Genomic DNA, 25,096 nt, shown 5'->3' with positions numbered 1-25,096 from the left:
ATGTCGCAGACATGACGGAGGGGTAGCCCCACGGATCTAAGTTGTACCTAGTCTCGTGAGGCTACCCCTCCGTCGGCACTGCGTGCCGCCACCTCCCCTCGCAAGGGGAGTATTTTTAATACGCCGCGAGGATGTCGACGACGAAGACGAGGGTGGCGTTGCCGGGGATCGAGTCGCCCGAGCCGTCCTTGCCGTAGCCGAGATCCGGCGGGATGACCAGCAGCACCTGGGAGCCGACGGTCTGGCCTGCCAGGCCCTGCGTCCAACCCTTGACGACCCGCTGCAGCGAGAAGTCCGCGGGCTGACCGCGGTCCCACGAGGAATCGAACTGCTTGCCGTTGGTCAGCCAGCCGGTGTAGTTGGCGCTGACGGTGTCGGTTTCCTTGACCTTCTTGCCCTTGCCCTTGATGAGCGGCTGGACGATGAGCTTGTCGACGTCGCCTTGGCCGTTCATATCGATCGAAGGCTTGCCGTCCTTGTCGAGCGTGACCTTCGGTAGATCCGCCGGGATGTCCTTGACCTTCTCGCCCTCGGCGCGCTTCAGATCCTTCGACTTGGAGACCAGCGTCATCGCCATGATGTAGGAGGTGCCGGAGGAATTGGAATCGTTGACGCCGACGGCAACCGTGGCGTTGAGCTTCTGCCCCTTGAGCAGGTTGTAATAGCTTTCGTTCATCGAGGATTTGCTGACGACCAGCGAGCAGTCGGGGGTGTTCTTCTCCCAGGTGCTCATCAGCTCGGAGCCGTCCTTGACGTTGACGGCGATGCCCTGCGCGCACACGCGGTCGCCGTCCTCGATCACATCGCCGTTGCCCTTTTGCAGTACAGCATAGGTGTTGTTCTGCACGGTCATCGGGGTCTTCGCAAGCGCGATCTCCGGCTTTTTGCCGAGCTCGCCCTTGGCGGTCACTCCGGCGATCTGGTCCAGCGAGGTGTCGCCGGACTTCGAGGAGTTGGAGGAGGAATCCTTGGAATCGTTGGAATTCGAAGTGTTTCCGCAGGCGGCGAGCGTGGCGCACATCGCAAGCGAGCATGCCGCGGCCAGCATGGATTTGAATATGGAAGCGTTCTTTGATTTGCGCATGGCTCACCAGCCTACCGGCCAACCATGATTTACGCCGGCCGGCTGACTTTCAGCTCGGGATTGTAGAATGGAAGGGTTATGAGCGAACAGGAACAGACAAACGAGACGCCGGTCGAGGCCGTTGGCAAACGCCCGACCAGGCACGCCGTCATCATGCGAGGCGTGGTCACCCCGATCCTCGGGTTGCTGGCCGTGGCCTGCGTGGTGCTCGGCGTGCTCAACGCGACCGAATGGAAACCGAGCGCCGAAGTGACCGCCACGGCGAAGACCAGTGGCGTGCAATATATCGTCACCGATCCCGGTGTGCTGTCCATGGTCGACGACCGGGCGAAGATGACCGTCGAATCGACCGCCTCCGATGAGGTGTGCGTGGCGTTGGGCTCCGCCACCGACGTCGCGGGATGGATCAGCGGCCAGAAATATGTGCGCGTCACCGGTCTGGACAGTTGGACCGAGCTGGCGGTGTCGGACGCCAAAAGCCATGGCAAGGATGCGACCGGCGACGGCGATGTGGCCTTCAAGGACTCCGATATGTGGAGCCGCGTCACCTGCGGCGATGGCTCGGTGACGGTTGGCACCAAGTCCTCTGATGCCGACCGCGTGGCGCTGGTGGATCTCGGCGAATCGGGCGCGGCCGATGTGTCGATGCATTGGACGCGCAGCACGCTGCCCGATTTCGCGATGCCGTTCTATTTCGCGGGCGGACTGCTCGCCATCATGGCGGTGCTGGCCGCCTCCGTGTTCGCGATGCCGCCGCATAAGCGCCGCAAGCGCGTGGTCGAATCCGCCGCCGAGGCGGCCGACGAGGTGCGTGTGGGCGAGGCCATCGCCGGCAGCTTCGGCGTGCGCGCGGGCATCGGGCGGCCGGGCAAGTCCGGTCCCAAGCGCAAGCGCCGCCGTCATGCCGCCGGCAGCTCGCCCGTCGAGACCGATGCGGTTCCGGTGGTCGTCGATCCCAGCTCCCGCAACCTCGTCGCCGAAAACGCCGGTGATGGCGCGGCGGGTGCCGCCAAGGAAAGCGGGACCAACGTCGGCGAACAAACATCGGTGATATCCCCCGACGAATTGCAGGCATATTTCGCGCGTCTCGCCGCCGAGGTCGGCCAGACCGACGCATCCGACGATGGGACCGCCGACGGCAAGGGGGAGGAGCGCTGATGAAGGCACGATATACGAAGATCGCCGCGGCCGCGCTGACGCTCGGCCTGTCCCTGTCCCTCGCCGCCTGCGAAGGCCAGGTGCCGCAGGTGGCGGCGCCGACCGAGGACACCGCCGCCGCGCCCGACCTGACCGAGAAGCAGGAGCAGAAGATCCGCAAGGAAATCCTCGATGCCATCGATCAGGCGACCGAGGTGAAGAACGCCGCCGGACTCGAACAGCGCCTCACCGGGCCGATGCTGGCGATTCGCAACAGCGATATCGCCATCGCGGCGAAAACCGGCGAACTGCGCAAGGAGGCGACCATCCCCGACAAGGTGGCGCAGGTCGTCATCCCCACGGATGCCGGCTGGCCGCGCACGGCCTTCGCCATCACCACAACCACCGAGGACCAGCAGACGCAGCGTCTGATGGTGATGACCCAGGAGTCGGCCCGCCAGAACTACAAGCTGGCCGCCGTCGCGCGCCTGTTCTCCGGCGTCACCCTGCCCAAGTTCGAGGTGCCCGAGCATGGTTCGAAGATGGGCACGCCCAACGACGACGGCCTCGTGGCCACGCCGCGCCAAGCCGTCGAGCGATATGCCGACGTGCTCACCAACGGCGCGTCCAGCCAGTTCGCCTCGCAGTTCGCGGATGACACCTTCCGCCAGACGCTGGGGCAGGTCGCGCAAAGCGTGCAGGAGGGCATGGAGCGCAACAAGGGCACCCAGCAGCAGACCTTCACGGCCGTGCCCAACCAACTGTGGGGCATGCGTTCGGTCGACGGCAGCGAGCTCGTCGTCGCCGAGATCGACTCCGTGTGGACCCGTCAGGCGGGCGAGGGGCGCGAATCCCAGCCGGCCTCCGACGAGGAGCGCGCGCTGTTCGGCGATGGCAAGCCCACCAGCACCATGAAGGTCACCTATGTCAACGTCGTCGCGCTGGTCATCCCGGCCAAGGATTCCGGCAAGCAGATCACGGCGGTCGGCGCGGACAGGCTGTCCGTCAAGGTGGAGGCTGTGTGATTTCCGTGTGATCTCCGCGCCGTTGGCGCTGCCGACGGCGGAATGAAAACGCAATACGATGCCGGAACTATGATGGGGTCCGGCATCGTTTCATATTGGGCGCGATGGTCGCAATTGATCGCGTTGGTCGTATCGGGAGGCAAGACATGGCTGGTCAGCCGCAGTTCAATCCGGGAGTGTCGTTGGCGGGGGCCGTGGACCTCGAGGCGCTGAAGCATCAGGTCAAGGACGAGCCGGGGCAGGCGGGAGGCGCGCCCGCGGCCGGCGGCTATGTGATCGACACCACCGAGGCCACGTTTCAGGCGATGGTGACCACCTCGGCCACGTTCCCGATCCTGTTGCTGCTGTGGGTGCCCACCGACGACCGTCTGTTCGATATGGCGCGGCAGCTCGGCGAGGCCGTCAACAAGCTCGGCGGGCAGATTCAGATGTCGCGTATCGATATCGCCTCGAATCCCTCCATCGCGCAGGCCCTGCAGGTGCAGGCCGCGCCCGCGATGTTCGCATTGATCGGCGGGCGCCCGATGCCGCTGCTGCAGGGCATCCCCAGCGCGGACGAGATGGCGCAGATCACCGATCAGGTGCTGCCGAAGATCATCGCCATGGCGCAGCAGGCCGGCGTGAATGGCACGGCGCCGTATTCCGGTGACCCCGATGCGGATGGCGGCGCCGAGGGCGCTGGTGCTGCCGGTGCTCCGGCTGGTGCCAACACTGTGCCGCCCGCGCATCAGGAGGCCTATCAGTTGGCGCAGGCCGGCGACTACGCCGGTGCCGCGGCCGCCTATGCCCGCGTGCTTGAGGCAGATCCCCATGACGAGCTGGCCGCCCGCGAGCGTTCCAAGGCGTTGCTGTTGGCGCGCTCGGCCAATGCCGATGTGCGCGAGGTGCGTGCCGCCGCCGCGGCCGCCCCGGACGATGTCGAGGCGCAGCTGGCCGTCGCCGACATCGATATGATCGGCGGGCAGATCCAGGACGCCTTCGACCGTCTGCTGGACTTCGTGGCCGCCGGGCACAAGGCCGATATCGAACCCGTGCGCCAGCGTCTGCTGGAATATTTCGTCGTCCCCGAGCCGACCGACGCGCGTCTGGCGGCAGCGCGGCGGCGCTTGGCGACGCTGATGTACTGAATGCGCTGAGTGTGTTGATGCGCTGGACCGGGGCGTCGTCTCACGAATGCCCCGGCCCAGCAGGCTTTTCGGCTACTGCAATTTGTTTCTGCCGAAATACTGCTGGAATTGCGGGCCGTGGGCGGCCAGCTCCTCCTCGAAGGCGTCGGCCCACTGGCAGAAGGGACGGTCGGCGAGTCCGTCGTTATTGAACCGCGCCTGATCGGTGATCTCGGTGATGCAGAACTTCGGAATCGTCAGATTCGTCACCGGGCCGCTGCGCTCCGCCTCGGCCACGATCAGCGGCGCGTTCGCCCCGCCGAACACGTCGACGCTCCAGCCGTCCTCGGCGATCCAGACGGAATAGCGGTTCTTGACGATCACCGAACCGCCGCGTTTGATGAGCTCGGCCGCGATATGCGCGTCGATCTCACGTTCCGCCTCATAGCGAGTGCCGCCCACCGACGGGCCCTTGACCGTGACGAAGGCCTTGGTGAACTTGTCGCGGTATCGGTCGAGCAGCGCCACCGGATCGGTGTCGGCGTTCATTTCGGCGCGGATGGCACGGGATTGCAGACGCACGCGGAGGGCGTAGTTGTCGGCGTGCACGAAATAGCTTTGGATGATGAGCGCCGGTGCGTCGCCATCGTCGAATTCGTCGGGAAACTCGCGGCAGAAGAAACGGCGCTCGTATTCGAAGTCGTCCATGAATTCGCTCATGGGCTTATTTTAGCCGCTCCGGTGCCGGCTTTTCCTGTGATTCTCGCGGTTTTCGTGGCTTTCGCCGTCGAGGGGCGGCAGGTGCCCGGGGTGGCCGAGGGCGATTGGGGCGGTCGCGGCGATGCCGATGTCGATGACATGGCGCGCCGGCCATTGCGCGGTGATGGTGGTGACGATGGTGTACAGTGGGAGAGCTCGGGTTCGTAGCTCAGTGGATAGAGCGTCTGTCTCCGGAACAGAAGGTCGAGGGTTCGAATCCCTTCGAGCCCACGAAAAAGGTTGGAATTCCAAGGATTTTCGCCGTGTGATTTCTTGACGTTGCTGTCATCGGGCACAAATCGGGCACATCGCCGTGAACAATCACACGGCATTGGTATGTCGGTCGACCCATTGCCGAACATCCTCGGGACGATATCGGACGACCCTGCCGACCTTGACCCAGGGCAGTTCGCGTTGTTCGTTGCGCCACCTGGACAATGTACTGACGGGGATGGCGAGTATGTCGGCCACCTGCCTTGGGGTGAGCAGTGCCGTGAAGTTCGGTTCAGAGTCGTTATTGTTCATGTTGCTCATACCTTCTCCTATGCGCATAGGGGCATGGCATGAAGGCATGGAAAGAGGACCGATGGCTGACAGACGCCACTATGGTAATGGCCAATGGCGAAACTGTCACGGTACCTTGTCCGCAGAACGCGAAGGTCAGTCTGGCTCGTAACATCGCCAATCCCAGCGTGGCCAAAGTGCCCGAGGAATTCAAGACAAAGGAATACGGGAAAGGCTCGCGCTGGTGCGTGCGATGGAGGGATGACGCCGGCCGCTTGCACAAGCGCAACATGGCGTCCAGCCAAGCAGCGGATACGCTGGTTGCCGAGCTGGAGGACGATATCCGCAGCGGCCGATACGTCAATCCCCGCGACAGGCAGCGTACTGTGGGTGAAGTGGCCGAACTATGGGCTAAAGGATTGCGTGGAAGCATCAAAGGCAGCACCGAACACCGCTACCTGTTGGAACTTCGTGTCTGGGTGCTGCCTCGATGGGGACATGCGCAGATTGGCGCAATCACCACGCCGCGCATCCAGGCATGGGTGGCCATGCTGCTGGAGGGTAAGGCGCCGCGCAACGCGAAGATTGGGAAGGCCCGTCCGCTCGCTCCCAAATCCGTGCGCTCCATCGTGGCAATCGTGTTCCGCAGCGTGCTTGAACTGGCGGTGGAGGAAGGATGGCTGGCCAGCAACCCCGTCAAGGGTGTGAAGATGCCACGCCAACAGGTCCAGACTCCAAGGGTGTATCTGGAACCCAGCGAAATCGACATGCTGTGCTCGCACATGAAACGGGACGATGCCACGGCTGTCATGCTGATGGCCTTCACCGGTTTGCGTCTCGGCGAGGCCCTGGCACTGCGCGTCGCCGATGTGGATTATGCGCGGCACCTACTCCACGTGACCAAGACCCTGAGCGACGATCACGATGGGAACGTGGTCGAAACCCTGCCTAAAGGCAACAAGCCGTGCCTAGTGCCGCTGCCGCCGAGACTGGAGCGGAGGCTCCACGAACTCACCGACGGTCATGGCATGGACGAATACCTTGTGCGCGCCCCTCGCGGTGGACGCCAGCAGCAAAGGAACTGGCGCAACCGGGTCTGGTATCCGGCTTTGAAAAGCGCAGGCATGGACGAGATCGCTGGGCTTGTGCCCCACAGCCTGCGTCACACCTACGCTTCCCTGGCCATCGCGCGTGGCGCGGACGTGAAGACCCTGCAGGCGGTCATGGGGCATGCCAGCGCAACCGAGACGCTGGACACCTACGCCGACCTGTGGCCGGACCGGTCCCAGGACGTGGCCCGCGCCATCGACGCGGACATCATGGAGTGAAGGGGTTCCGCCTCGTATGCTCCTGCTGAGGTGCCAGAGGCGGAGCCCCGTCCTGCTTGCATCAGACGTGGTAGATGAAGCCTTGTTTCTGCGTGGCGCTGCGGATGCAGTCCTCGATGGTCTTGGATGGCAGTCCGGAAGCTTGGAAGCGCTCCCGCACGATGTTCATTCTCCGGTCGACTTCATCCTGTCCCAGCCCTTTTTCTCGGCACAACGCGGCCTGTCCCCAAGCCTGATCGCGGCAGGTGTCATGTCTGGATCCCTCGGGTACGGGATCGGCCTTCACCTGTTCTCTCGTTGTGGGGATGCGCCGCGTGGAGCTTTTTAAAGAAGACGTTCGGCTGATCTGCGCGGTGTTCTCGGCAAGACCGAGCTTACGACAGAGGTCGGCGACGCCCGCGGGTAGAGTGTGGGTGCCATCTGGAGCGCCGAGCCTTACCACGTCCCAGGAACCGTGAGCGCATGCGGAGCCTGGCGCGACCACATAGCCTTTGCGGCCGACGCGCACGTCGATGGGCGCTCCCGCTTGGTAGACGGGCCCATTCTCAAATACAGGTTTGCCTCGCAAGAGGTGTGCTGCGTTCTTTGGCATGAATCCCTGGGGGATACGGTAGTACAGGTGCAGGCCGCCGCCCGCGGTGCGTACGACGAGCGCGGGGTCTCCCATCCCGTCGGGCGACCCCAAGGGGCCAGCCATAAGTTGTATCAGATCGCATCCGTCCGGCAGGTTGGCGTCGGTGCCCTTGGGAACGTCCAGGTCGAGGACCATCCAGTTTTCATCGGGACAGAACCCTTGCATTGGAGTTTTGTCGCCGTGCGCGCGCACCCCGATGCCGACGGAGAGCAAGCTCTTCCACGACCGCACTGCGGGCTGTTTCGCGGTGGAGTAGTCGTCGCCGCCTTTCAGCGCAAACAAATCGCCCGAGACGCCGGAGTCCGTCATCTGTTGGATCGGATCGCCGGGAAGGGGAGAGAGATCCCAGGTATGGACGATGGCCACGCCTGACTCCCGGTCCAGTCGTTCCAATTCGGCGCGGCATGCCAGCCATTTTGAATGCAGGGGGTTTGACTCGTTGGGTGGCATGTACACATGGACGGTGCGCTTTCCGACGCGGCGGCTCCTGCGGATTAGACCGAGCTTTCTCCAGCTGGTGCCGGGGTGAGCGGTCGGTTCGGCGAACCCATTGCGGATGACCTCGGTGATGACAGTGAGATCCTCGTCGGACAGATCGGCGGGGTTGACATAGGCGATGCCGCGTAGATGTTGTCCCTCGGAGCTGACCCATTCCATCGCGGAAGCGAGCATCACCGGCCAGAAACCGTGTTGGCGTAGACTGCCGAGGTATTCCGACCAGAATCCCATTGTGTTGGAGATCACGGCCATCGCGAAGCGACGCTGGTCTTCCTCGTTGTCTGAGATCGCTGGCATGAAGTTTGACGTGACCACGAGGACGGACTGAGGAGAGACGTCGTGAATCGCGTCTTGCCCCTGTAGGCGCGCCGAGAATGGAAGCGTTCCGGTCGCCAACGTCTTTAGATTCGGCATGATTTTCTCGAACCGGCCGTATCGCGGATCGAAGTCATCGCACAGCGCGAAGACGTGTTGGCAGAGCTCGAGCATTTGATTTTCGGCGCTCAAGGCGGAGGGCTGTCCTAGGAGATCCATGCTGAACGTGCAGCTTAGCGGTCCGAGGTGTTGGCGCTCATCGATAGCTACCGTGCTTTTGCCTTTGCCTCCGTTTCCCATGAGGTAATAGATATGCTGCGCATGGGTCCGCAGGAACGGGCTAGCTGGCATCAGCAGGAGGTTGCGCGACGAGACAGCGTCGTTGCCGGTCCAACGACGAAGCACGCATGCCATGCGCGTGGCGAGAGTTTTTGCCTCCCTGATTGTGACGCCGGTGCTCCAGGTATATGTGGTGTCTATGCCAGGGTCCTGGTAGTCGATGGGTGTGTGGTCCGGGCCGGTGCAGCATTTTCCGTTCTCAATTTCGACCCAGTCGGTCTCACGGACACGCGAGCCGTCAGCACCCTCTCCTGGGGCCAGCGGCGTGACGCGTGGCACGGCAAGATAGCGTAGGATGCCATCAGTGCATACTAGGGTCGCGCCTTTGCGAATGGTCATGTTCAGGCGGGAAAGGATATCCGCCACGGTGGATTGCAAGCCGGGAAGCATATCCCTGCTGGGGATGTGGTACACCTTTTCAAGCGCCGCCACTGGCAGGAAATTGGCAGGAGCGTCGTGCTCGTCCACGATTCGGTCCGGTAACGCACGTCTCCAAATTACGGCACCACCGCTGGACTGGGGCTCGACGCGCAAATCGCCGGACATGATTTCCTGCATTACTCGCAGTATTCCCGGGTGGAAGTCCTTTGCCTTGGGCTGGGTGAAGATGAAATACTCGGAGCCCTCTCGACGGACGAGAGGAACGAGATGCGTGTCTACATCAAACTTCAAATTGAGGTTCGACGCGAAATGCGCATTGGTTACGGTGTACGCCAATTCGTCATGCCGGGGCATGAGCACATGTGCCCGGATGACTTCTGACATGATGCGAGGCATAGGCACGGAGATTGTGCCAACTTGGTCCATGTCGGTCCTTGTCCGGCCGTATGCCGACGGTATCTGGTCTCGTTAGAGAATGGAAAGAATACGCCAGCTTACGGCCTTTTCTTGAAAAAGGTCGGTGCCGACGTGGTCGAAGATTCCGCTTCCCTGGTCCGATGCACCTGGATCGGTCTGTGGCCGGTGTAAAAGTTACCTCGTCTTAGGACATACCCTGCTCGCCCCGTCAACCCGATCTGCTTTACCGGTGACGTTATGGGGCCGCCCACTCAATTAACCTTCGCGTCAGGCTATCAAGGGCATGTCGTGGATATTCAGTTGTTGCCGAATAAAATACCATTTAATTTTCGCCTGTCAAACGGCGTGTCGTGAAAAACCTTACTTACGCTGCGATTGAAAACGCAGATTTATCGAGGCCATCACGCGCCGAATGAAGGGCTTCAAAGCCGAATTCATGGCTAGTTCGATTCGACGTATGGTCTTTTAGGATCAAGCTATGATGTGTCTACGCGCAAGGCTGAGATTGTTTAGCGCCGGTCAGTGCCATCATGCGCCACGATGGAGAATGGCAGATGGAACGGGCGAAAAACCCCAAAAATAAAAAGGAAAGACAGTCAACAGTGCCTTGTGCCACTTGTGCCACCGCTTTTTCAGACCTTTAGTCGCTTTCTTCTTCGAATCAGCGGGTAGATGGATGGCGCATTTTCATATCGGTAACTATCCGCGCATTTAACCGCGATTCATTACCGAGCCGCCCCTTGCGCCGGCCTGCCGGCCGGCTCGGGGGCTCAGCCGCGCCAAGGCGCGGCCACAGACATCCGTCACCGCGCGTTCCCTCCTCCGCGGCGTCGGGGCGGGAATCGGAGCGGAACAAGCCCCGCGGCCCTGGCATGGACGCCCGGCCCGGGCCGGGCGACGGTGTCCTTCTTATCCTGGCCGGCTTCGCCGGCGGTTTGCCGTTCTTCTCGGCCTCGATCCTAGCCACGCCTTGCCCGCCGGCGTCAACGGCGCCGCACTGCGAAGACCGGTCCGTCGCCATTGACGCCGGCGGGCAAGGCGGGCGTGGCCCGGGTCCGCCGAAGAACGGCAAAAACAAAATCACGGGACTGAAAGGACCATTTGACATGACCGCCACCATCACCAACATCGACCTACACGGCCTCTGGAAGACCCTGAGGGGCAACCCCGATATGGACGGACTGCTTCGCTTCGCGCCACTCATCGAGCACGACCTGCACGTGCGCGACGCCGTGGTCCTCGCCGCGATCGACCCACGGGTTGACGAGGATGATTTCCTCGCCCTCGCGCGCAGGCCCGGGCTCGCCTCCACCCGTCGGCGCATGAACGAACGCCTCGAGGGACTGTTCGACGACCCCGGCTCGATGGACCAAACGTCCGTGCGGAACATGGCCATGCTGTTCCAGCGGGTGGGGGGAGCGGACACGCCTGTGCCAGGCGCACGCCGTCGCCGCGTACCTCGCCTGGAGCGCGGACGACCTGTGCCTCGCCGCCGACTGCGCCTCCCGGGCGCTGGGGATCGACGAGTCCTGCACGCTCGCCGCGATCGTGGCCGCGGCCATCCTCCATGGGGTGCGATGGCAGCCGCGTGATTAAGCGCGATTCCATTACGGACGTTGCGTCGACACGCCGGTCGCATCGTCTTAGGGGGCATCTTGTCGTGGTTCGGCAAGCGTTTTGCCGCGGCCGATTGCCTGGTATTGGTATGCCTGAACCACCCCTGAAGGGTGATTGCAGGGGTTTTCGAGGGGGACTAGCGTTTAGATTCGTGTAGGCACCCGTCCGGGCGCGTATGGAGAGACCGGTCCCAAGGGAAGTGCGTGCGGACCGGAGAAAGAGTGCGTGGATATGCAAAAACAACAGACCCCCCCCCCTATGTGCTAGGGGAGTAGGGAAAAGGATCGCGGCGTTCATCGCGGGCGCGGCGATGCTGCTGACCGGTGGCGTGCTCACGTCCACCGCCAATGCGGCGGAGACGTCCGTGGACGACCTCGCCGCCTCGGAACCGAAGGATTGCTCGTACGCGGAGGCCGGGAGCAAAGGCGAGTACGCGAACACCATCTGCTGGCTGGACATGAGCAAGGTCGTCAGCGAAAGCGGGGAAGATAACCTCTGGGATAGCAATGGCGGCAGCAATCCATATGATGATAAAGACGCCAACAAGGCCATGGACGGCGTGAACCCCAATGACGAGTTCTCGTTCGACCTTGGCAGCGGGTATAAGCTGAACTTCCACCTGAACGTACAAGGCGCGAAGGTGATCGCGTCGACGTTCCCGACGTACAGTGCCTCCTACCTGGGCAACAGCGCATACACGGGCGTCAAGGGTCATCCGGCCCTGTACAAGGCGCGCCGCACCTCCACCTGGCACAGCAACACTCAACTAGATTCCACCATCACTTTGCATGGCTTCACGCTGACGAAGGACGACTCCAGCGTCGAGGCGGGGTATTCCGTGGTGATCGCAGACGCTGAAAGCACCGATGTCAACACATCCAAAGCAAGAGAGACTTTGACGTGGACCTCCAGCACGGGGAAGCCGTTGAGGCTCATCTCGGACTTGGGCAACTCGTGCAGCGCGCGGGAACCGGGCAAGAACGCGACGACGTATACATGCGAGCCAAATAACGCCGACGACAAGACGGGCACCCCCATCCTTGCCGTCGACAACCCCGACACCATGACGGTCAAGTGGAGCACCACCGGTCTGCAGGGCGTGGCCCTGGGCGTGATGATGTCCGGCGTGCAGGCCACCAGCACATTCAAAGCTGTTGATGGCGGTAGCCGCTATCGCGCGGGGAAGGAAGACAAGTTCGCCACCTCGGTGAAGCTCGCCGATGACAGCGAGACCAGGGTGACGGACGACGCTGGCAACCTCGCTGACGGCACCATGACGAAAGAAGCTACGGTCGACACCAATGACGTGGCCACGACATCCTGGAGACTGCTGAACTCCTACGGTGACCCGCAACCGTACGTGCTTGCCGATACGCCCGTCGGGGACACGGATCGCAGTATGTATGTCACCACCGTGGAATGCACGAATGGCGTCGAGAATTGCGATGGCAAGGTCGTCTATCAGGACGCCGAGGGCGAACCGGTCACTAATCGGAATGATGCGACTCAGGCCGTGGTGACCCCGGGCGTGGGCGACGACATCCACGTGACGTGGACGCACACCCCGATCGTCGCCACCTTGAACGGTTCGAAGACCGTCACCGGCGCGCCGGTGGACGACGATACCATCCGTCGGTTCTCTTTCACCGCGGAATGCACCAGTGGACAAGACGGAAAGCTGTATGGCGCGACTGGCGAGAACCTGACGGACAATTCCGCCGCTGTGAACGTCTCCGTGACTGGCAACGATACGAAGACGTTCAGGTTCCCGTCCGCTGGTGAGTTCGCCCTGCAGAAAGGCAAGACCTACACCTTCGAAATCAGCGAAGACGAAGGTGAGCTCGATGGCGTCGCCTATGACCAATCAACGTACATGGCCACTATAACGGTGAACGAGGATGGCACTCTCCGGACGACGTACACCAAGCAGTCCCAGGACGAGGCCACGGCCGAGAACGCCAACGACCCGGTTGCCGCGTTCACGAACACGGTGAAGACCGGGGCGACGGTGAAGGTGCAGGCCAAGAAGACCGTGACCGGCCGCAACTCCAACCAGGACTTCACCTTCCGCCTCACCCCGACGGAAAGCGCCAAGAATTCGGTCGAACCAAGCGGTGAGCTGTCCGCCACGGTCTTCGGCAAGAACGGTCAGATCGCAGAGGATGGCACCTCCAATCCTGTGTTCTTCACCGGAACAGGCGAAGACGGCCAGCCGACTGATGTGCTGACCTTCACCGAGGAAGGCACGTACACGTTCAACGTGTCCGAGAATCAGGTGAACACGGGCTGGACGGCCGCTGAGACGAACCCAGGGCAAGTCACGTTCGATGTGGAGAAAAACGAGAAGGATAACAAGCTCCATGTGTATGTGACCAGTGCCGACGGCAAAAAGGTTGAGTACAGCGCGGACAAGCCCCTCACGCTGAATTTCACGAACACCTATGACGCCACCACGACGACCAGCTTCTCCGTGAAGAAGACCGTCGACGGCAATGATCCCGCCAACGGTCAGAAGTTCGACTTCACCCTCGAGGGAGAGAAGGAAGACACCCCGATGCCTGGCGAGGGCGGAACCGCGACCAGCACTGACGGCGCCCAGATTGGCACCTTCGGCAAGATCACGTACCATCTGAAGGACGCGGGCAAGACCTACACGTATGTCATTTCCGAGAAGGATCCGGGTGAGAAGTGGATCAAGGCCGGAGACGTCACAGTCACCGTCGAAGTCGGCGAGGACAACGGCGACGGCACTCTGGACACGCCTGTGGTGACATATTCGAGCCACACCCAGGACGGTGATGCGGCCCTGTTCAACAACACGGAGAAGCAGGAGGTCGCTTCGGGTTCCTTCAACGTGCGCAAGGTCGTGGCCGGCGATGCCGCGAACCAGGCGCCCGAGGAAGGCTATCAGGTCCAGTGGCAGTGCGTGGACTCCATGGCAGGGAATTGCAAGGAAGGTAGCCGTAAGCTAGATCTCGTCAAGAACGGTGATCCCGCCCAGTCCAATACTCAGTTGCCTGCCGGCACCTGGGTGGAGATTTCCGAGGTCAACAAGCCCGAGGCTCCTGCTGGCACGGAATGGGGTAGCGTTTCCTATGCCCTTCTCGATGAGAATGGCAGGAAGACTCCTCTCGGGGAAGGCGACAAGTTCCAGATCGTGGCTGGGAAGAACATCCAGGTCGTGGTGACGAACACGCTCAAGATCGCGGGTGGACAGACCGGCTCGTTCCGTGTGACCAAGCAACTCGAAGGCCCCGAGGACGCCGTGGCGAAGCTGGAGGGCACCAAGTTCTCCATCATTTACTCCTACAAGCTGGGCGATACGGATATGTCTGGCAAGCTGGACCTGCAGACCGGGAAGGCCGGCGAGCCCGCCGCGGACAACGGGAATGTCCTGCAACTGCCCGCGGGCACCGAGGTGACGTTCGACGAGCAGTTGAGCGTCGCGGCCCCGGAGGGCACCGAGTGGGAGCCGGTGCGGTACTCGCCTGACAAGACCATCACCATCAAGGCGAACGAAGTGATCGACGTGACGGTGACGAACACGCTCAAGATCGCGGACGAGCCGACCGGCACGTTCTCTATCCAGAAGCAGTTCTCCGCTGATCCGGAGCTGTTGACGGACGCGGTGAAGAATGGTGAGTACACGGTCAAGTACTCGTACATGGACGGTGAGCACGGCCAGCGGTACAAGGAGATCACGTTCGATGCCGACAATACTCCGGAACTCAGCGAGCAGCTGCCCGCCGGCACGGTGGTCACGTTCGAGGAGGAGACGTCCCGTCCCGACGCGCCGGAAGGCACGCATTGGGGCGAACCCCAGTTCTCTCCGAAGACCGTGACGATCCAAGCCGGGAAGAACCGGAACATCATCGTGACCAACCCGTTGGCCAAGGACTGGATTCCGACGCCCGACCCGGGCACGAAGACCTTCAACTGGGATCCCGGCAGGAAATACCTCTCGGGCCGCGCCCTGAACGAGGGCGAGTTCCGGTTTGAGCTGTGGAAGGCCGACGAGAACGGCAACCCGGTCGGAACCGAGCCATACAGGACCGCGACCAACACGGTCGACGCCACCAACCCGCATTACGGCGACTTCGCGTTCACCGACCTCATGCAAAACGTGGACGTGCCCGTCACGTATGTGCTCAAGGAAACCCAAGGCGACCTCGCGGGAGTCACGTATGACCCGCGCACCTACGTGGTCACGCTCACCATCGGCAAGGACAGCAACATGGTGACGGCGAGCTTCTCGCCCAACCTGTATCCCGACAACGTGGTGTTCCAGAACCATTACACCCCCGAGCCCGAGAAGCCGGACACTCCGGATCCCGACGTCCCTGACCCGGACGAGCCCGACACTCCGGATACTCCCGATACTCCGGATGAGCCCGATACCCCGGATACCCCGGACCAGCCGGACACTCCGGATCAGCCCAGCAAGCCGGACAACAACGGCGGCAACAACGCCAATCAGCCTCAGCCGTCCCACCCGACGCTGAGCCAGACCGGCGTGGCGATCGCGTCCGTCGCGGGCGTGCTTGTGCTGCTCGCTGCGGCTGGCATCGCGCTGGCCATCGGCCGGCGTAAGGCGCGCCGCTAAACAGAGCGAGGCTATGAGAGTCGGCCCCGAGGAACCATTCCCCGGGGCCGACTCTCCCGTATCCGAACCAGTTCCGCAGCCGTATCCGTAACCGTTCCACTTTCTTCTTCACCAAGGACCCGTCATGAACCGTAGCCGTTCTTTCAGCCGCGTGGAGATCCGTTATCTCCGCTCCCTGCCTGCCGTGGCGAGCGTCACCTCCACGCGTATCACCTATTCCGACGCTTTTCGCGCCTCCGCGACCGCGCGGTATCTCGCGGGCGAAAGCCCGGTCAAGATCTTCCGTGAGGCTGGCCTCGATCCGCAGCTCATCGGATACAAGCGCATCGAACGGGCCTTCGCCAGATGGAAGACCCAAAGCCAGCCGACGCCCAAGGGCCGGGAAGGCGCATTCGACTTCCGCCGACCCGTCGCCCCTCCTGTCTGCCAACCCGACGAGGATGACAGTGATGACCTGAGGGACCGGCTCATCGCCGAACAGGCGTTGCGCATCGCCTGGCTTCAGGAACGGGTGGAGGAACTGGAACAGAAGCTGGAGGTCGGGCAGACGCTGCCGCAGGCATGAGCGGTGGCGTCCTCGGCAAGGGACATGCCATCACCCATAAAAACGGAGACCATGTTCTGACACGTCGATGGGTTCATCGTGGGTTTCTGAATGGCAGGACCCCGGTTCTCCTTGTATGGAGGGCCGGGGTCTTGTGCGTGTGGAGTGGTCTACCGGCGTTTCACGGGGTCGTAGGTCCTGATGAGAACGCGGGTTCGGTAGGCGATGGCGGGGCCGGGTTCGTAGGGGGCGCGCCAGGTGTCGCATTCGCCGTCGGCGAGGATGGCGGCCATGCGCACGGCGGCGTTGTGGAGCCGGTAGTCGTGGATGTCGGTGCAGACCCTGGAGCGCCATGTCCTTGCGTGCCACGTGGGACGCTCGCTTTTGCCGTCGGTTCGGAGGCTGTTCCTGTCGAGTTGGCGCATGCCGCCGATGATCTGGTTGTAGGAGTCCTGGTCCGGGAAAAGCACGAGGACGATGGCGTCGCAGGTGAAGTCCGGGACGTCGTCCTCGCGCAAGAGGACGGGATGCCGTTGCAGTTCACTGGTCTGGTGGATGAAGGTGCGGGCGTGGGCGCGCGTGTCGTCGTACAGGCGCTCGGCCAATTCGACGGCCTCCGGGGGAATCGGGGAGCGGCCGTTCTCCCAGGCGCTCACCTTCCCGCGGCTCACGTGCAGGCGGGATGCGAAGTCGTCGGCGCTCATGCCGCTGGTCTCGCGCAGGAACCTGAGCCGTTCGGGGGTGCATTCGGTGAGTCGTTCGACCGTGCGCATCGCCTTGCGTTCCACGGGCATGGCCTTGAGCGCGGCGGCGAGCTCGTGCGAGTGCAGTCGGCGAAGGTCCCCGAGCTCGCGCTTCAGTTCGGGCAGGGGCCGGAACTGCATGAGGTGCAGGCGCAGCTTGCGCAGGCTGGTGGCGATGTCGTTTTCGTTCCTGTGGTTTCCGTCCATGTCAATCTCCTTTTTATCTGGAGCGGATGCGTTGCGGCATGATGCTATGCGGCCACGCGGCGTCGCGTGCGCATGGATCGTGTCGCGTGTTGGTGGGAGCTTGTGTGCGCATAGGGGGTGTCGATGGGACGTCCGTCCCGTCGTTGGTTCCAATGGAAAGGAGGTTCCGATGCGTCGTATTCCGGTGGATGCGGCTGCGTTGGGCGACATCCGTTTCGTGCAGGCCGAGGCGAGGAAGGACCGGGAGGGCAATCCGGTGCTCCGCGACGGCGTGCAGGTGCAGCGGGTGAGTCTGCTGGTCAGGCCCAAGGATGAGAGGCCGGAGGTGCTTGACGTGGACGTGGTGCGCGCCGACCCGGTGCACATGATGGAGAACGTGCGTGTGCGCTTGGGCGACCTGACGTGCACGCCGTGGACGGTCGAGGGGCGGTCGGGCATGACGTTCCGCGCCGCGTCGATCGACCCGCTCGGCGGGGACAACAAGTAGGCGGGACCACGGAGGAGGGGCGCGTCCCGATGCGGGCTGGCGCCCCTTTCTCGTCGGTCTTCGGATGGATATGGAGGCGATGAATCGTGTTTGGATTGACCGTGGGCCAGACTGTGGTGTTGGCGTGCGTGCTGGCGGTCGTGCTGGCCGTTGCGTTGACGGCGTGGCGTGCGTGGTGGGAGACGATGGAGAACCATAATACTGTCTGCGCGATCCTGGGGATCACGGACGAGTCCTGTCGTCGGGAGACGAGGGTGGGGTACGGGCGGTTCGGCCTGCCGTTCACGATGGGCCGGCCGAAGAGGATCCGGATCGTGGCGCCGGACAAGGCGATCCCGGGCATCAGGAGCATGAGACAGGCCGCGGACGCGGGCATACAGATTGCGTCGAGCCTGGGCATGCGCGAGAGCGTGGCCGACACCCGGCTGCGCGCGCATACGTGGGAGCTGACATGAGCCTTTGGCCGTTGCCATGGCGAAGAACCCGCCCCGGCGAGGAGAAACGCGGATTGCTGTGGTTCCGCGACGCCTTGTCGGGGCGGGTCCTGTCGTTTTCCGTGGGCCAACACGTGTTCGTGGCTGGCCAGACCGGATCCGGCAAATCATGGTTGCTGGACGCGCTGATCTCGCATCTCGTGTACGGGCCCGTGGCCGACGGACTGGCGTCGGTGCGCGGGGTCGACCTCAAAGACGGGGTCCAGTTCGAGCGATGGCGCGGCCGCATGGAGAGCTTGGCCACGAGCCTGGAGGAGACGGTCGCCCTGTTGGAGGAGGTGGACGGGGAACGGGAACGGCGCAACCTATGGCTGCGCGCGAAGGGATTGGAAAAGGTCGCCGAGGGCATGGGCCTGCCGTTCGTGTTCGTGTTCGTCGACGAGGCCGCCGAACTGTCGGGCGGAATCGGCAAGGAGGAACGCCAGCTGCAGGAACGGGCCATGCGCCTGCTGAGCCGGCTATTGCGACTAGGCCGCAGTGCGGGCGTCACCGTCGTGGCCGCGACCCAGGACCCCCGGAAGGACGCATTCCCCCTGCGCGACATGTTCCCCAACCGGATCGGCCTGTCTCTGGCCGACAGTAGCGAGTCGGTCATGCTCATGGGCGAGGACGCGGTCGAGGCCGGATGTGCGCCCCACGCGATTCCACTGTCCCGGCCCGGTACGGGCTACTGGTACGACCGCGAGCACCGGCAGGCGGTGCGTTTCCGCGTCGACGCATGACACCAAGCCTCGGGCTATATATATGGTGCGCGCATAGCGGCCTTTCATGGACCGGACCGAACAGGACGCGCTCAGGGCATGGCGCGAAGAACAGTACTCGCGCCGCCGCCGCTCTCAGGCATGGCTCATCGACCGGACCATGCGCGGGCACGGGGGAGCGACAGTCGGCGGGTTCGCGAGACCGCCTAGACCAGCCAGATGCGGGTGGCCCCTGGGTGTGACCGGCATCCGTCTCAACGGGGACAAGGCGTATGTGTCGGGCCTAGAGCATTGCGCCAGCCCGTGGTGCTGCCCAGTGTGCACGCCCATCATCCGCGCCCGTCGTGCCCGGGACCTGCACGCCACCATCCAATATTGGATCGGGGTGCCTGGCCGTTCGCTCGCGTTCGTGACCCTGACTGTTCCCCACGGGGCGCGCGACATGCTGGCGGACATGATCACCCTGGTCGGGCCCGCGTGGAGCAGGCTCGCGGGAAGCCAGCAATGGAGGGACCTGCGCGGGAAGGCGGGGATCCGCCACTACGTGCGCTGCATGGAGACCACCTGGAGCCTCAGACACGGATGGCACGCGCACCTGCACGTCCTGCTCTACCTCGACCGGCCCCACGATCCCAAGCGACTCCAACGGAGCCTGCTCGACCTATGGGCGCGGAATGTGCTGGCCCTGGCCCCGGAGCGCCGTCCGCCATCGAAACGGCACGGCGTGCTCGTCGAGACCACCGGGGACGCGCGGGAGGCCGACGGACTGGCCGATTACCTGGCCAAAAGCCCGGACCGACGTGACCTGGCCAGCGAGATGACGCGCGCCGACCGCAAGCACGGACGTGGGGACAGCCTCGCCCCGTTCCAGCTCCTCGACCGACCCGTCATCGACTCATTGGGCAAGCCACGCGTGCAAAGGCTTTGGCTCGAATACGTGGACGCCACATGGCGACGCCGCACCATCACCTGGAGCCGCCGCCTCCGCGCCGACACCGGCCTGAACGACGTCGAGCAGACCGACCGGCAGATCATCGACCAGACCATCCACGGCACCGAGGCCATCGCCCTGACCCACCACGAATGCAAAACCCTCATGGCCAACCCCAACATCCTCAGTCACGTCCTGCAGAAAACCGAAACTGGAGAAATACCACTTGCACTCGACTTGATCGATGCTGTGCTCGACGACGAGACCAAGCGATGAGCATTCCGACGCGATACTGATCTAGCCTTATGCGCGGCTGCCTGCGTGCGCGGCCCTGAAATCGGGCACAAATCGGGCACATCGCCGCACAACTCACCGCATTCCAACGTGTCCCAGCGTGTACAACGAAAGGTCTATAATCGTTGAAAACAAGCCAAAAACAGGAGCAACGCATGTCAACGCAAAACAGCGTGACATGTGCCCGATATGACAGAAGGTCGAGGGTTCGAATCCCTTCGAGCCCACGAGAACGGTTGGAATTCCAAGGATTTCCGCCGTGTTCGTTCTTGACGTCGCTGTCATCGGGCACAAATCGGGCACATCACTACGAGCAGTCACGCGGTATTGGCGTGCTCATCGACCCACTGTCGCACGTCCTCGGGCCTACGCGTGAGCCAGGGGTATCGGACGCGATCGAAGTCTCGGATAAGACGATCCGCCGGGATGTCCTCTGCCGTTCCCGGCACAGGGGCCTTCCGTCAAAGCGCCGCCAGCGTCAGGTTATGGGGGAAAGCCCTGATAAACCCCTGAAAACCGCGGGGAAAAGCGGAATGCGGGTTCATAATGAAAGTATGAGGCTGACACGGAGCGCAAACGCGATGAAGCGGGCGCCAAGACGGGCGATGATGACGCCGCTCGCCGCGGTGCTGGCCATCGTATGCGTGGTGTTCGCGGTGGCGATGCCCGCGCAGCGCAGCTCCCCGTCCCTCGCCGTTCCGGTGACGATCGCGCACCGTGGCGATGGCTCAGCTCCCGAGAATTCCGTGCGTGCCATCGAACAGGCTGGTCTGCGTGGCGCCGACTATGCCGAGATCGATGTGCGTCTGACCCGCGACGGCGTGCCTGTCGTCTTCCATGACCGGCGCACCGGGCGCCTCGCCGCCGACGGGCGAGACCGGCTGGTTTCGGCGACGAATCATCGCGCCCTGTCCCGCATGCGCATGTCCGCCGACGGCCGCGGCTATCACGTGCCGACGCTGGCGCAGGCCATCGCTGCCGCGAGCCGTGTGCCGGGCGGGAAATTCGGTCTGCTGCTTGATCTCAAAACCGACAACCGCCATGCCCCGCGTGTGGCGCGAACCGTCGTCCGCGAGATCGACCGGGCGGGCTTCGCCGGACGGACCATGCTGATGTCATCGAACCAGCATGCGCTGGATATGGTGCGTCATCTGCGCCCCGACTGGACCGTCGGATGGTTCTGCCGTGACCTGCCGACAGCCGCGCAGGGCATCGCCGCGTCCGTGGATTTCATCGTGGTGCGTCAGCGCTGGATCGTCCGCCCGCTGACCGCCGAGGCACATCGTCACGGCGTCGCCGTGTTCGCTGGCGCGATCCGCGAGCCCGACGAACAGCGACGCTGTCTGCGCCTGGGCGTCGACGGTGTGATGGGCGGCGATGCGCAGGCGATGCGCCGGGTGACGGACGAATACCAAAACGCATCCGGCGCGCGTGCGTAGGTCGCGTTGCACCATGCTGGCGCCTCCATGCCGGAGAGGCATCGCGACGGCATGCCGCATGCGGCTTTCTCTGATACCGGAACACGCGCATCCCGGCCGGATGCGCTGAGGTAATCTGCCCGAGGCGGCCGCGGTCGGCGGCGCACGGAGGCGGATATGACACTGGAAACCGAACGCGCGGCGGATACTGCTGATACGGCGACCCCTGCGGCAAGCCCCATTGCGAACTCCGCGGTGTCCGGGCAGCGGCCCGTGGGCGCGGGCGCGGCCTCTGGCAACGGGCACGACCATCTCGAGCGCAAGATGGAATCGCGGCATCTGACGATGATCTCCCTCGGCGGCGTCATCGGCACCGGACTGTTCCTGAGCTCGGGCCAGACCATCCACCAAGCCGGTCCGCTCGGCGCGATCCTCGCCTACGCCATCGGCTCGCTGCTCGTCTACTTCGTCATGCTCTCGCTCGGCGAACTCTCCGTCGCGATGCCATATGCCGGCAGCTTCCACCTCTATGCCAAGCGTTTCATCGGCCCCGGCACGGCTTTCACCATCGCGATCCTCTACTGGCTCAACTGGGCCGTCGCGCTCGCCTCCGAATTCACGGCGGCCGGGCTGCTCATGCAGCGATGGTTCCCCGGCTCGCCCACCTGGGCGTGGTCGGCGGCCTTCATCGCCGTCGTCTTCGTGCTCAACATCCTGTCCGTGCGGCTCTACGGCGAGGCGGAGTTCTGGTTCGCCTCGATCAAGGTCTTCGCCATCGTCGCGTTCATCGTCGTCGGCCTGCTTGCGATGTTCGGCGCGATCCCGATCGCCGGGCGCACCACGCCGCCGATGTTCGGCAATCTTGTCGCGGGCGGCGGCTTTCCCAACGGCGCGCTGCCGGTGTTCTCGACCCTGCTGACCGTCGTGTTCGCCTTCTCCGGCACCGAGGTCGTGGGCGTCGCTGCCGGCGAGACCCGCGATCCAAGCCGTGCGATCCCCAAGGCCGTGCACACCACCGTGCTGCGGCTCGCGATTTTCTTCATCGGCTCCATCGCGGTGATGGCGGCGCTGATTCCCTGGCATCAGGCGGGCGTCGACACCAGCCCCTTCGTGTTGGTCTTCCAGAGCATCGGACTGCCTTTCGCCGCCGACATCATGAACTTCGTGGTGTTGACGGCCGTGCTGTCCGCCGCGAACTCGGGGCTCTACGTCTGCTCGCGCATGGTGTGGTCGCTGGCCCGCGAGCGGATGATTCCGCACGCGCTCGCCCGCACGAATTTCCATGGCGTGCCCGGCTATGCGGTGCTGTTCTCCATGGCAGGCAGCCTGCTGGCGCTGCTGTCGTCGGTCGTCGCCGCCTCGACGGTCTACCTGGCGCTGGTCGCCGTCTCCGGCCTGGCGACGTTGGTCGTGTGGATGTCGGTGTCCGTGTGCCATATCCGCTTCCGCAGGCAGTGGGTGCGTTCTGGCCGCTCCGCTTCGGAGCTCGGCTACCGGGCGCCCGGATATCCCTTCGTGCCATGGGCGGCGCTGGTCATGTGCGTCGGTGCGCTGGTGCTCGTCGCCATCGACCCGTCGCAGCGTTCGACGCTGGTCTATATGGTGCCGTTCGTCGCGCTGTGCTACGTGGTGTATCACATCGTGGCGGCGGTGCGGCGTCGGCGCGGGGAGGAAACGGCCGCCGGCGCCGCTGATGCCGCCGAGGCGGACGGTCGGTAGGTATAGTGGTCCGTGGAAGCGGCCGTCGCCGCGATACCGATGAAAGGATTCCTATGAACGACAAGCTGGAAGAAGTCGCTACCTCCTATGCCCCGACCGCGCTGGGCGCCTATAGCCAGGCCGTGAAGGCCAACGGCTTCGTGTTCGTCTCCGGCCAGCTGGGCATCGACCCGGCCACCGGCGAGCTTGCGGGCGAGACCGCGGGCGAGCAGGCCGCGCAGGCTCTGAAGAACATCAAGAACATCCTCGACGCCGCGGGCTCCGGCATCGAGAACGTCGTGCGCGCCACGATCTACATGAAGAACGTCGAGGACTTCAAGGAGATCGACGCCAAGTACGCCGAGGTCTTCATCGGCTCGATCAAGCCGGCCCGTTGCGCCTTCGGCGGCAACGACATCCCCAAGGGCGCGCTCGTCGAGATCGACGCCATCGCCGTCTGCTGAGCGGTCTGCCCGTTTCCGCCGATACGGTTTTCCGCACACCAACGAAGCCCATGCGGAAAACCGTACTCGAAGGATATGCTTCAAATACGTTTTTCCGCAGAGTAATGGTGTTCGTGCGGAAAACCGTATCGGAAGAACCATCTATATGTACGGTTTTCCGCAAGGGGCCGTTGGCCTGCGGAAAATCGTACGTATAGCGGAAGGGAATTATGTGCGCGGCCACCGGCTATCGAGGGTCGGCACCCCGGCATCCATCAGTTTGCGGATGAGCGGATTGACTTGCGTGACCTCTTGGTAATCAAAGCGGATGATCGTCGTGGCTCCTGCGCGGCGGAGGCCCTCCTCGCGCTCGCGTTCGTCATGGACGGTGCGACGGACGGAACGCCCGCCGGTCATGCTGGGGTCCGCATATTTGGCCATGCCGTCGTATTCGGCGACGATGACGCGTCCGTCATGCAGCCGCCATACGAAATCCGCGCGGTATCGGTTGCGCGGATTCGCCGGATCGGCCACCTCCACTTGTAATTCCGGCGTCGCAAAACTGTTGTCGATGATGATGCCCCGCGCCAGTGATTCGCCGCCATTCTCGCTGCGGCCGTCGGCATGGTGGAGCAGTCGCAGCACCGGGCCGCAATCGACCGGCATGCCATCGCAGATTTCCAACACATCGTTGTGCGTGACCTTTCCTTGGCGTAATGCCGAATCAAACATGGCCAATGCGGTGGCGAATGGATATTTAAGTCCGCAATCGACCAGCGTGCGTGCCACCGGAGTGACGCTGAGGCCGCCGATGCACTCGCGATCCACGCGCGGCATGTGGATGCGATCGAGCGGCTGACGTGTGCGATCCTTTGCGGAGCCGGTGACTGCGATGGCGATGCGCCCGTTGTGCAGCGACCAGGTGTGTTCCAGTCCGTGGGCCGTTGCGGCGATCAGTCCGGCGAACACCCATATGCGGTGTTTTCGGTTCAGCGCCTGGGCGACGTGCAGCGAACGCTCCGGGAGACTCAACGCGGACCAATACGCGGACCGCGCGTAGATATTGCGGTAGGGATTCACCAATTCGCCGGCGTGCGCGCGTCGAAGCAGCGCGCGGCGCATGGGATCATCCTCGCCGAACGCACATCGATGCTCGCGTTCGGCGGTGTTCAGCAGCTGTTCCACGTGACTGTTGGCTCTCATGGAGCCGACCGTAGCGCGTTCCGGCAAATCGCAGGTGGGAATTAGGGCATTGTGGTCGGAGGCTTGCCCCTCGGCGTGTCGCGTCCATACGGGATTGGTCTTGGATTGGCTTGGCCTTTGCGGATACGGTTCTCCGCACGCCGACAGAGGGTATGCGGAAAACCGTCTCGGAAGGGTGCGATTCAG

General features: G+C 63.5%; 21 protein-coding genes and 1 tRNA gene. 16 read left to right on the top strand and 6 right to left on the bottom strand.

Going from position 1 to position 25,096, the window contains the following annotated elements:
• Positions 1–115 precede the first annotated feature (115 nt).
• On the bottom strand, positions 116–1,084 hold the full coding sequence (locus tag AC1AUD_RS08225) for an FKBP-type peptidyl-prolyl cis-trans isomerase (protein WP_476573854.1): 969 nt from the start codon (positions 1,082–1,084) through the stop codon (positions 116–118).
• Between the two features lie 78 nt (positions 1,085–1,162).
• On the opposite strand from AC1AUD_RS08225, the gene AC1AUD_RS08220 reads away from it, so the two are divergent.
• The 3 genes from AC1AUD_RS08220 (at position 1,163) to AC1AUD_RS08210 (ending at position 4,373) form a co-directional block, all read left to right on the top strand.
• Positions 1,163–2,242: a hypothetical protein gene (locus AC1AUD_RS08220; protein ID WP_476573852.1), complete on the top strand. Its 1,080-nt coding sequence runs from the start codon at positions 1,163–1,165 to the stop codon at positions 2,240–2,242.
• Positions 2,242–3,246, top strand: a complete 1,005-nt coding sequence (locus tag AC1AUD_RS08215) for a DUF8094 domain-containing protein (protein ID WP_476573850.1) — start codon at positions 2,242–2,244, stop codon at positions 3,244–3,246. Before AC1AUD_RS08220 ends, AC1AUD_RS08215 begins: the two co-directional genes overlap by 1 nt.
• A gap of 146 nt (positions 3,247–3,392) precedes the next feature.
• Positions 3,393–4,373 (top strand): tetratricopeptide repeat protein, encoded by a 981-nt coding sequence (locus AC1AUD_RS08210; protein ID WP_476573848.1) that lies wholly within the window; start codon positions 3,393–3,395, stop codon positions 4,371–4,373.
• A 72-nt stretch (positions 4,374–4,445) separates the two neighbouring features.
• On the opposite strand, the gene AC1AUD_RS08205 is transcribed toward AC1AUD_RS08210, so the two are convergent.
• A complete protein-coding gene (locus tag AC1AUD_RS08205; protein ID WP_476573846.1) occupies positions 4,446–5,072 on the bottom strand; it encodes a CYTH domain-containing protein in 627 nt (208 codons plus the stop codon).
• 36 nt (positions 5,073–5,108) lie between these two features.
• On the opposite strand from AC1AUD_RS08205, the gene AC1AUD_RS08200 reads away from it, so the two are divergent.
• Both AC1AUD_RS08200 and AC1AUD_RS08195 read left to right on the top strand, forming a co-directional pair.
• Positions 5,109–5,279 carry a hypothetical protein gene (locus AC1AUD_RS08200; protein ID WP_476573844.1) on the top strand — a complete coding sequence of 57 codons (171 nt, stop codon included), beginning with the start codon at positions 5,109–5,111 and terminating at the stop codon, positions 5,277–5,279.
• Positions 5,270–5,342: transfer RNA gene (locus AC1AUD_RS08195), tRNA-Arg, on the top strand. The genes AC1AUD_RS08200 and AC1AUD_RS08195 overlap by 10 nt, the downstream gene beginning before the upstream one ends.
• A 90-nt stretch (positions 5,343–5,432) precedes the next feature.
• Here the strand turns inward: AC1AUD_RS08195 and AC1AUD_RS08190 are convergent.
• Positions 5,433–5,645, bottom strand: a complete 213-nt coding sequence (locus AC1AUD_RS08190) for a helix-turn-helix domain-containing protein (RefSeq protein WP_476573843.1) — start codon at positions 5,643–5,645, stop codon at positions 5,433–5,435.
• 29 nt (positions 5,646–5,674) lie between these two features.
• Here AC1AUD_RS08190 and AC1AUD_RS08185 point away from each other — a divergent pair, with 29 nt between their 5' ends.
• Entirely contained in the window at positions 5,675–6,943 is a 1,269-nt protein-coding gene (locus AC1AUD_RS08185) for a tyrosine-type recombinase/integrase (RefSeq protein WP_476573841.1), read from the top strand.
• A gap of 61 nt (positions 6,944–7,004) precedes the next feature.
• On the opposite strand, the gene AC1AUD_RS08180 is transcribed toward AC1AUD_RS08185, so the two are convergent.
• Entirely contained in the window at positions 7,005–9,494 is a 2,490-nt protein-coding gene (locus tag AC1AUD_RS08180; RefSeq protein ID WP_476573839.1) for a bifunctional DNA primase/polymerase, read from the bottom strand.
• 1,139 nt (positions 9,495–10,633) lie between these two features.
• On the opposite strand from AC1AUD_RS08180, the gene AC1AUD_RS08175 reads away from it, so the two are divergent.
• From AC1AUD_RS08175 to AC1AUD_RS08165, 3 genes are all read left to right on the top strand, one after another.
• Positions 10,634–11,119 (top strand): hypothetical protein, encoded by a 486-nt coding sequence (locus tag AC1AUD_RS08175; RefSeq protein ID WP_476573837.1) that lies wholly within the window; start codon positions 10,634–10,636, stop codon positions 11,117–11,119.
• A 335-nt stretch (positions 11,120–11,454) separates the two neighbouring features.
• On the top strand, positions 11,455–15,747 hold the full coding sequence (locus AC1AUD_RS08170; protein WP_476573835.1) for a Spy0128 family protein: 4,293 nt from the start codon (positions 11,455–11,457) through the stop codon (positions 15,745–15,747).
• A gap of 124 nt (positions 15,748–15,871) precedes the next feature.
• Positions 15,872–16,312 carry a transposase gene (locus tag AC1AUD_RS08165; RefSeq protein ID WP_476573833.1) on the top strand — a complete coding sequence of 147 codons (441 nt, stop codon included), beginning with the start codon at positions 15,872–15,874 and terminating at the stop codon, positions 16,310–16,312.
• A gap of 149 nt (positions 16,313–16,461) precedes the next feature.
• Here AC1AUD_RS08165 and AC1AUD_RS08160 read toward each other — a convergent pair whose 3' ends face one another.
• Complete coding sequence (locus AC1AUD_RS08160; RefSeq protein WP_476573831.1) at positions 16,462–17,241, bottom strand: helix-turn-helix domain-containing protein; 780 nt, start codon at positions 17,239–17,241, stop codon at positions 16,462–16,464.
• 169 nt (positions 17,242–17,410) lie between these two features.
• Here AC1AUD_RS08160 and AC1AUD_RS08155 point away from each other — a divergent pair, with 169 nt between their 5' ends.
• From AC1AUD_RS08155 to AC1AUD_RS08125, 7 genes are all read left to right on the top strand, one after another.
• Positions 17,411–17,728, top strand: a complete 318-nt coding sequence (locus AC1AUD_RS08155) for a hypothetical protein (protein WP_476573829.1) — start codon at positions 17,411–17,413, stop codon at positions 17,726–17,728.
• A gap of 86 nt (positions 17,729–17,814) precedes the next feature.
• The gene (locus AC1AUD_RS08150) at positions 17,815–18,183 is read left to right on the top strand and encodes a hypothetical protein (protein WP_476573827.1); all 369 of its coding nucleotides are present in this window, start codon (positions 17,815–17,817) and stop codon (positions 18,181–18,183) included.
• Complete coding sequence (locus AC1AUD_RS08145; protein WP_476573825.1) at positions 18,180–18,944, top strand: FtsK/SpoIIIE domain-containing protein; 765 nt, start codon at positions 18,180–18,182, stop codon at positions 18,942–18,944. The genes AC1AUD_RS08150 and AC1AUD_RS08145 overlap by 4 nt, the downstream gene beginning before the upstream one ends.
• Positions 18,945–18,990: 46 nt before the next feature.
• The gene (locus tag AC1AUD_RS08140; RefSeq protein WP_476573823.1) at positions 18,991–20,130 is read left to right on the top strand and encodes a protein rep; all 1,140 of its coding nucleotides are present in this window, start codon (positions 18,991–18,993) and stop codon (positions 20,128–20,130) included.
• 572 nt (positions 20,131–20,702) lie between these two features.
• Positions 20,703–21,587 (top strand): glycerophosphodiester phosphodiesterase, encoded by an 885-nt coding sequence (locus tag AC1AUD_RS08135; protein ID WP_476573821.1) that lies wholly within the window; start codon positions 20,703–20,705, stop codon positions 21,585–21,587.
• 303 nt (positions 21,588–21,890) lie between these two features.
• Entirely contained in the window at positions 21,891–23,285 is a 1,395-nt protein-coding gene (locus AC1AUD_RS08130; RefSeq protein WP_476573884.1) for an amino acid permease, read from the top strand.
• 53 nt (positions 23,286–23,338) lie between these two features.
• A complete protein-coding gene (locus tag AC1AUD_RS08125; RefSeq protein WP_476573819.1) occupies positions 23,339–23,728 on the top strand; it encodes a Rid family detoxifying hydrolase in 390 nt (129 codons plus the stop codon).
• Positions 23,729–23,935: 207 nt separating this feature from the next.
• Here the strand turns inward: AC1AUD_RS08125 and AC1AUD_RS08120 are convergent, their stop codons facing one another.
• A complete protein-coding gene (locus tag AC1AUD_RS08120; protein WP_476573817.1) occupies positions 23,936–24,910 on the bottom strand; it encodes a hypothetical protein in 975 nt (324 codons plus the stop codon).
• Positions 24,911–25,096 lie beyond the last annotated feature (186 nt).

The organism is Bifidobacterium sp. LH_730, from assembly GCF_056355835.1.
This window is presented reverse-complemented; position numbering and strand designations above follow the sequence as displayed.

Excerpts from the sequence above, each read along its gene's own strand:
- AC1AUD_RS08225 (WP_476573854.1), bottom strand. The coding sequence starts at position 1,084 with ATGCGCAAATCAAAGAACGCTTCCATATTCAAATCCATGCTGGCCGCG.
- AC1AUD_RS08220 (WP_476573852.1), top strand. The coding sequence starts at position 1,163 with ATGAGCGAACAGGAACAGACAAACGAGACGCCGGTCGAGGCCGTTGGC.
- AC1AUD_RS08215 (WP_476573850.1), top strand. The coding sequence starts at position 2,242 with ATGAAGGCACGATATACGAAGATCGCCGCGGCCGCGCTGACGCTCGGC.
- AC1AUD_RS08210 (WP_476573848.1), top strand. The coding sequence starts at position 3,393 with ATGGCTGGTCAGCCGCAGTTCAATCCGGGAGTGTCGTTGGCGGGGGCC.
- AC1AUD_RS08205 (WP_476573846.1), bottom strand. The coding sequence starts at position 5,072 with ATGAGCGAATTCATGGACGACTTCGAATACGAGCGCCGTTTCTTCTGC.
- AC1AUD_RS08190 (WP_476573843.1), bottom strand. The coding sequence starts at position 5,645 with ATGAGCAACATGAACAATAACGACTCTGAACCGAACTTCACGGCACTG.
- AC1AUD_RS08185 (WP_476573841.1), top strand. The coding sequence starts at position 5,675 with ATGAAGGCATGGAAAGAGGACCGATGGCTGACAGACGCCACTATGGTA.
- AC1AUD_RS08180 (WP_476573839.1), bottom strand. The coding sequence starts at position 9,494 with ATGTCAGAAGTCATCCGGGCACATGTGCTCATGCCCCGGCATGACGAA.
- AC1AUD_RS08175 (WP_476573837.1), top strand. The coding sequence starts at position 10,634 with ATGACCGCCACCATCACCAACATCGACCTACACGGCCTCTGGAAGACC.
- AC1AUD_RS08170 (WP_476573835.1), top strand. The coding sequence starts at position 11,455 with ATGCTGCTGACCGGTGGCGTGCTCACGTCCACCGCCAATGCGGCGGAG.
- AC1AUD_RS08165 (WP_476573833.1), top strand. The coding sequence starts at position 15,872 with ATGAACCGTAGCCGTTCTTTCAGCCGCGTGGAGATCCGTTATCTCCGC.
- AC1AUD_RS08160 (WP_476573831.1), bottom strand. The coding sequence starts at position 17,241 with ATGGACGGAAACCACAGGAACGAAAACGACATCGCCACCAGCCTGCGC.
- AC1AUD_RS08155 (WP_476573829.1), top strand. The coding sequence starts at position 17,411 with ATGCGTCGTATTCCGGTGGATGCGGCTGCGTTGGGCGACATCCGTTTC.
- AC1AUD_RS08145 (WP_476573825.1), top strand. The coding sequence starts at position 18,180 with ATGAGCCTTTGGCCGTTGCCATGGCGAAGAACCCGCCCCGGCGAGGAG.
- AC1AUD_RS08140 (WP_476573823.1), top strand. The coding sequence starts at position 18,991 with ATGGACCGGACCGAACAGGACGCGCTCAGGGCATGGCGCGAAGAACAG.
- AC1AUD_RS08135 (WP_476573821.1), top strand. The coding sequence starts at position 20,703 with ATGAGGCTGACACGGAGCGCAAACGCGATGAAGCGGGCGCCAAGACGG.
- AC1AUD_RS08130 (WP_476573884.1), top strand. The coding sequence starts at position 21,891 with ATGGAATCGCGGCATCTGACGATGATCTCCCTCGGCGGCGTCATCGGC.
- AC1AUD_RS08125 (WP_476573819.1), top strand. The coding sequence starts at position 23,339 with ATGAACGACAAGCTGGAAGAAGTCGCTACCTCCTATGCCCCGACCGCG.
- AC1AUD_RS08120 (WP_476573817.1), bottom strand. The coding sequence starts at position 24,910 with ATGAGAGCCAACAGTCACGTGGAACAGCTGCTGAACACCGCCGAACGC.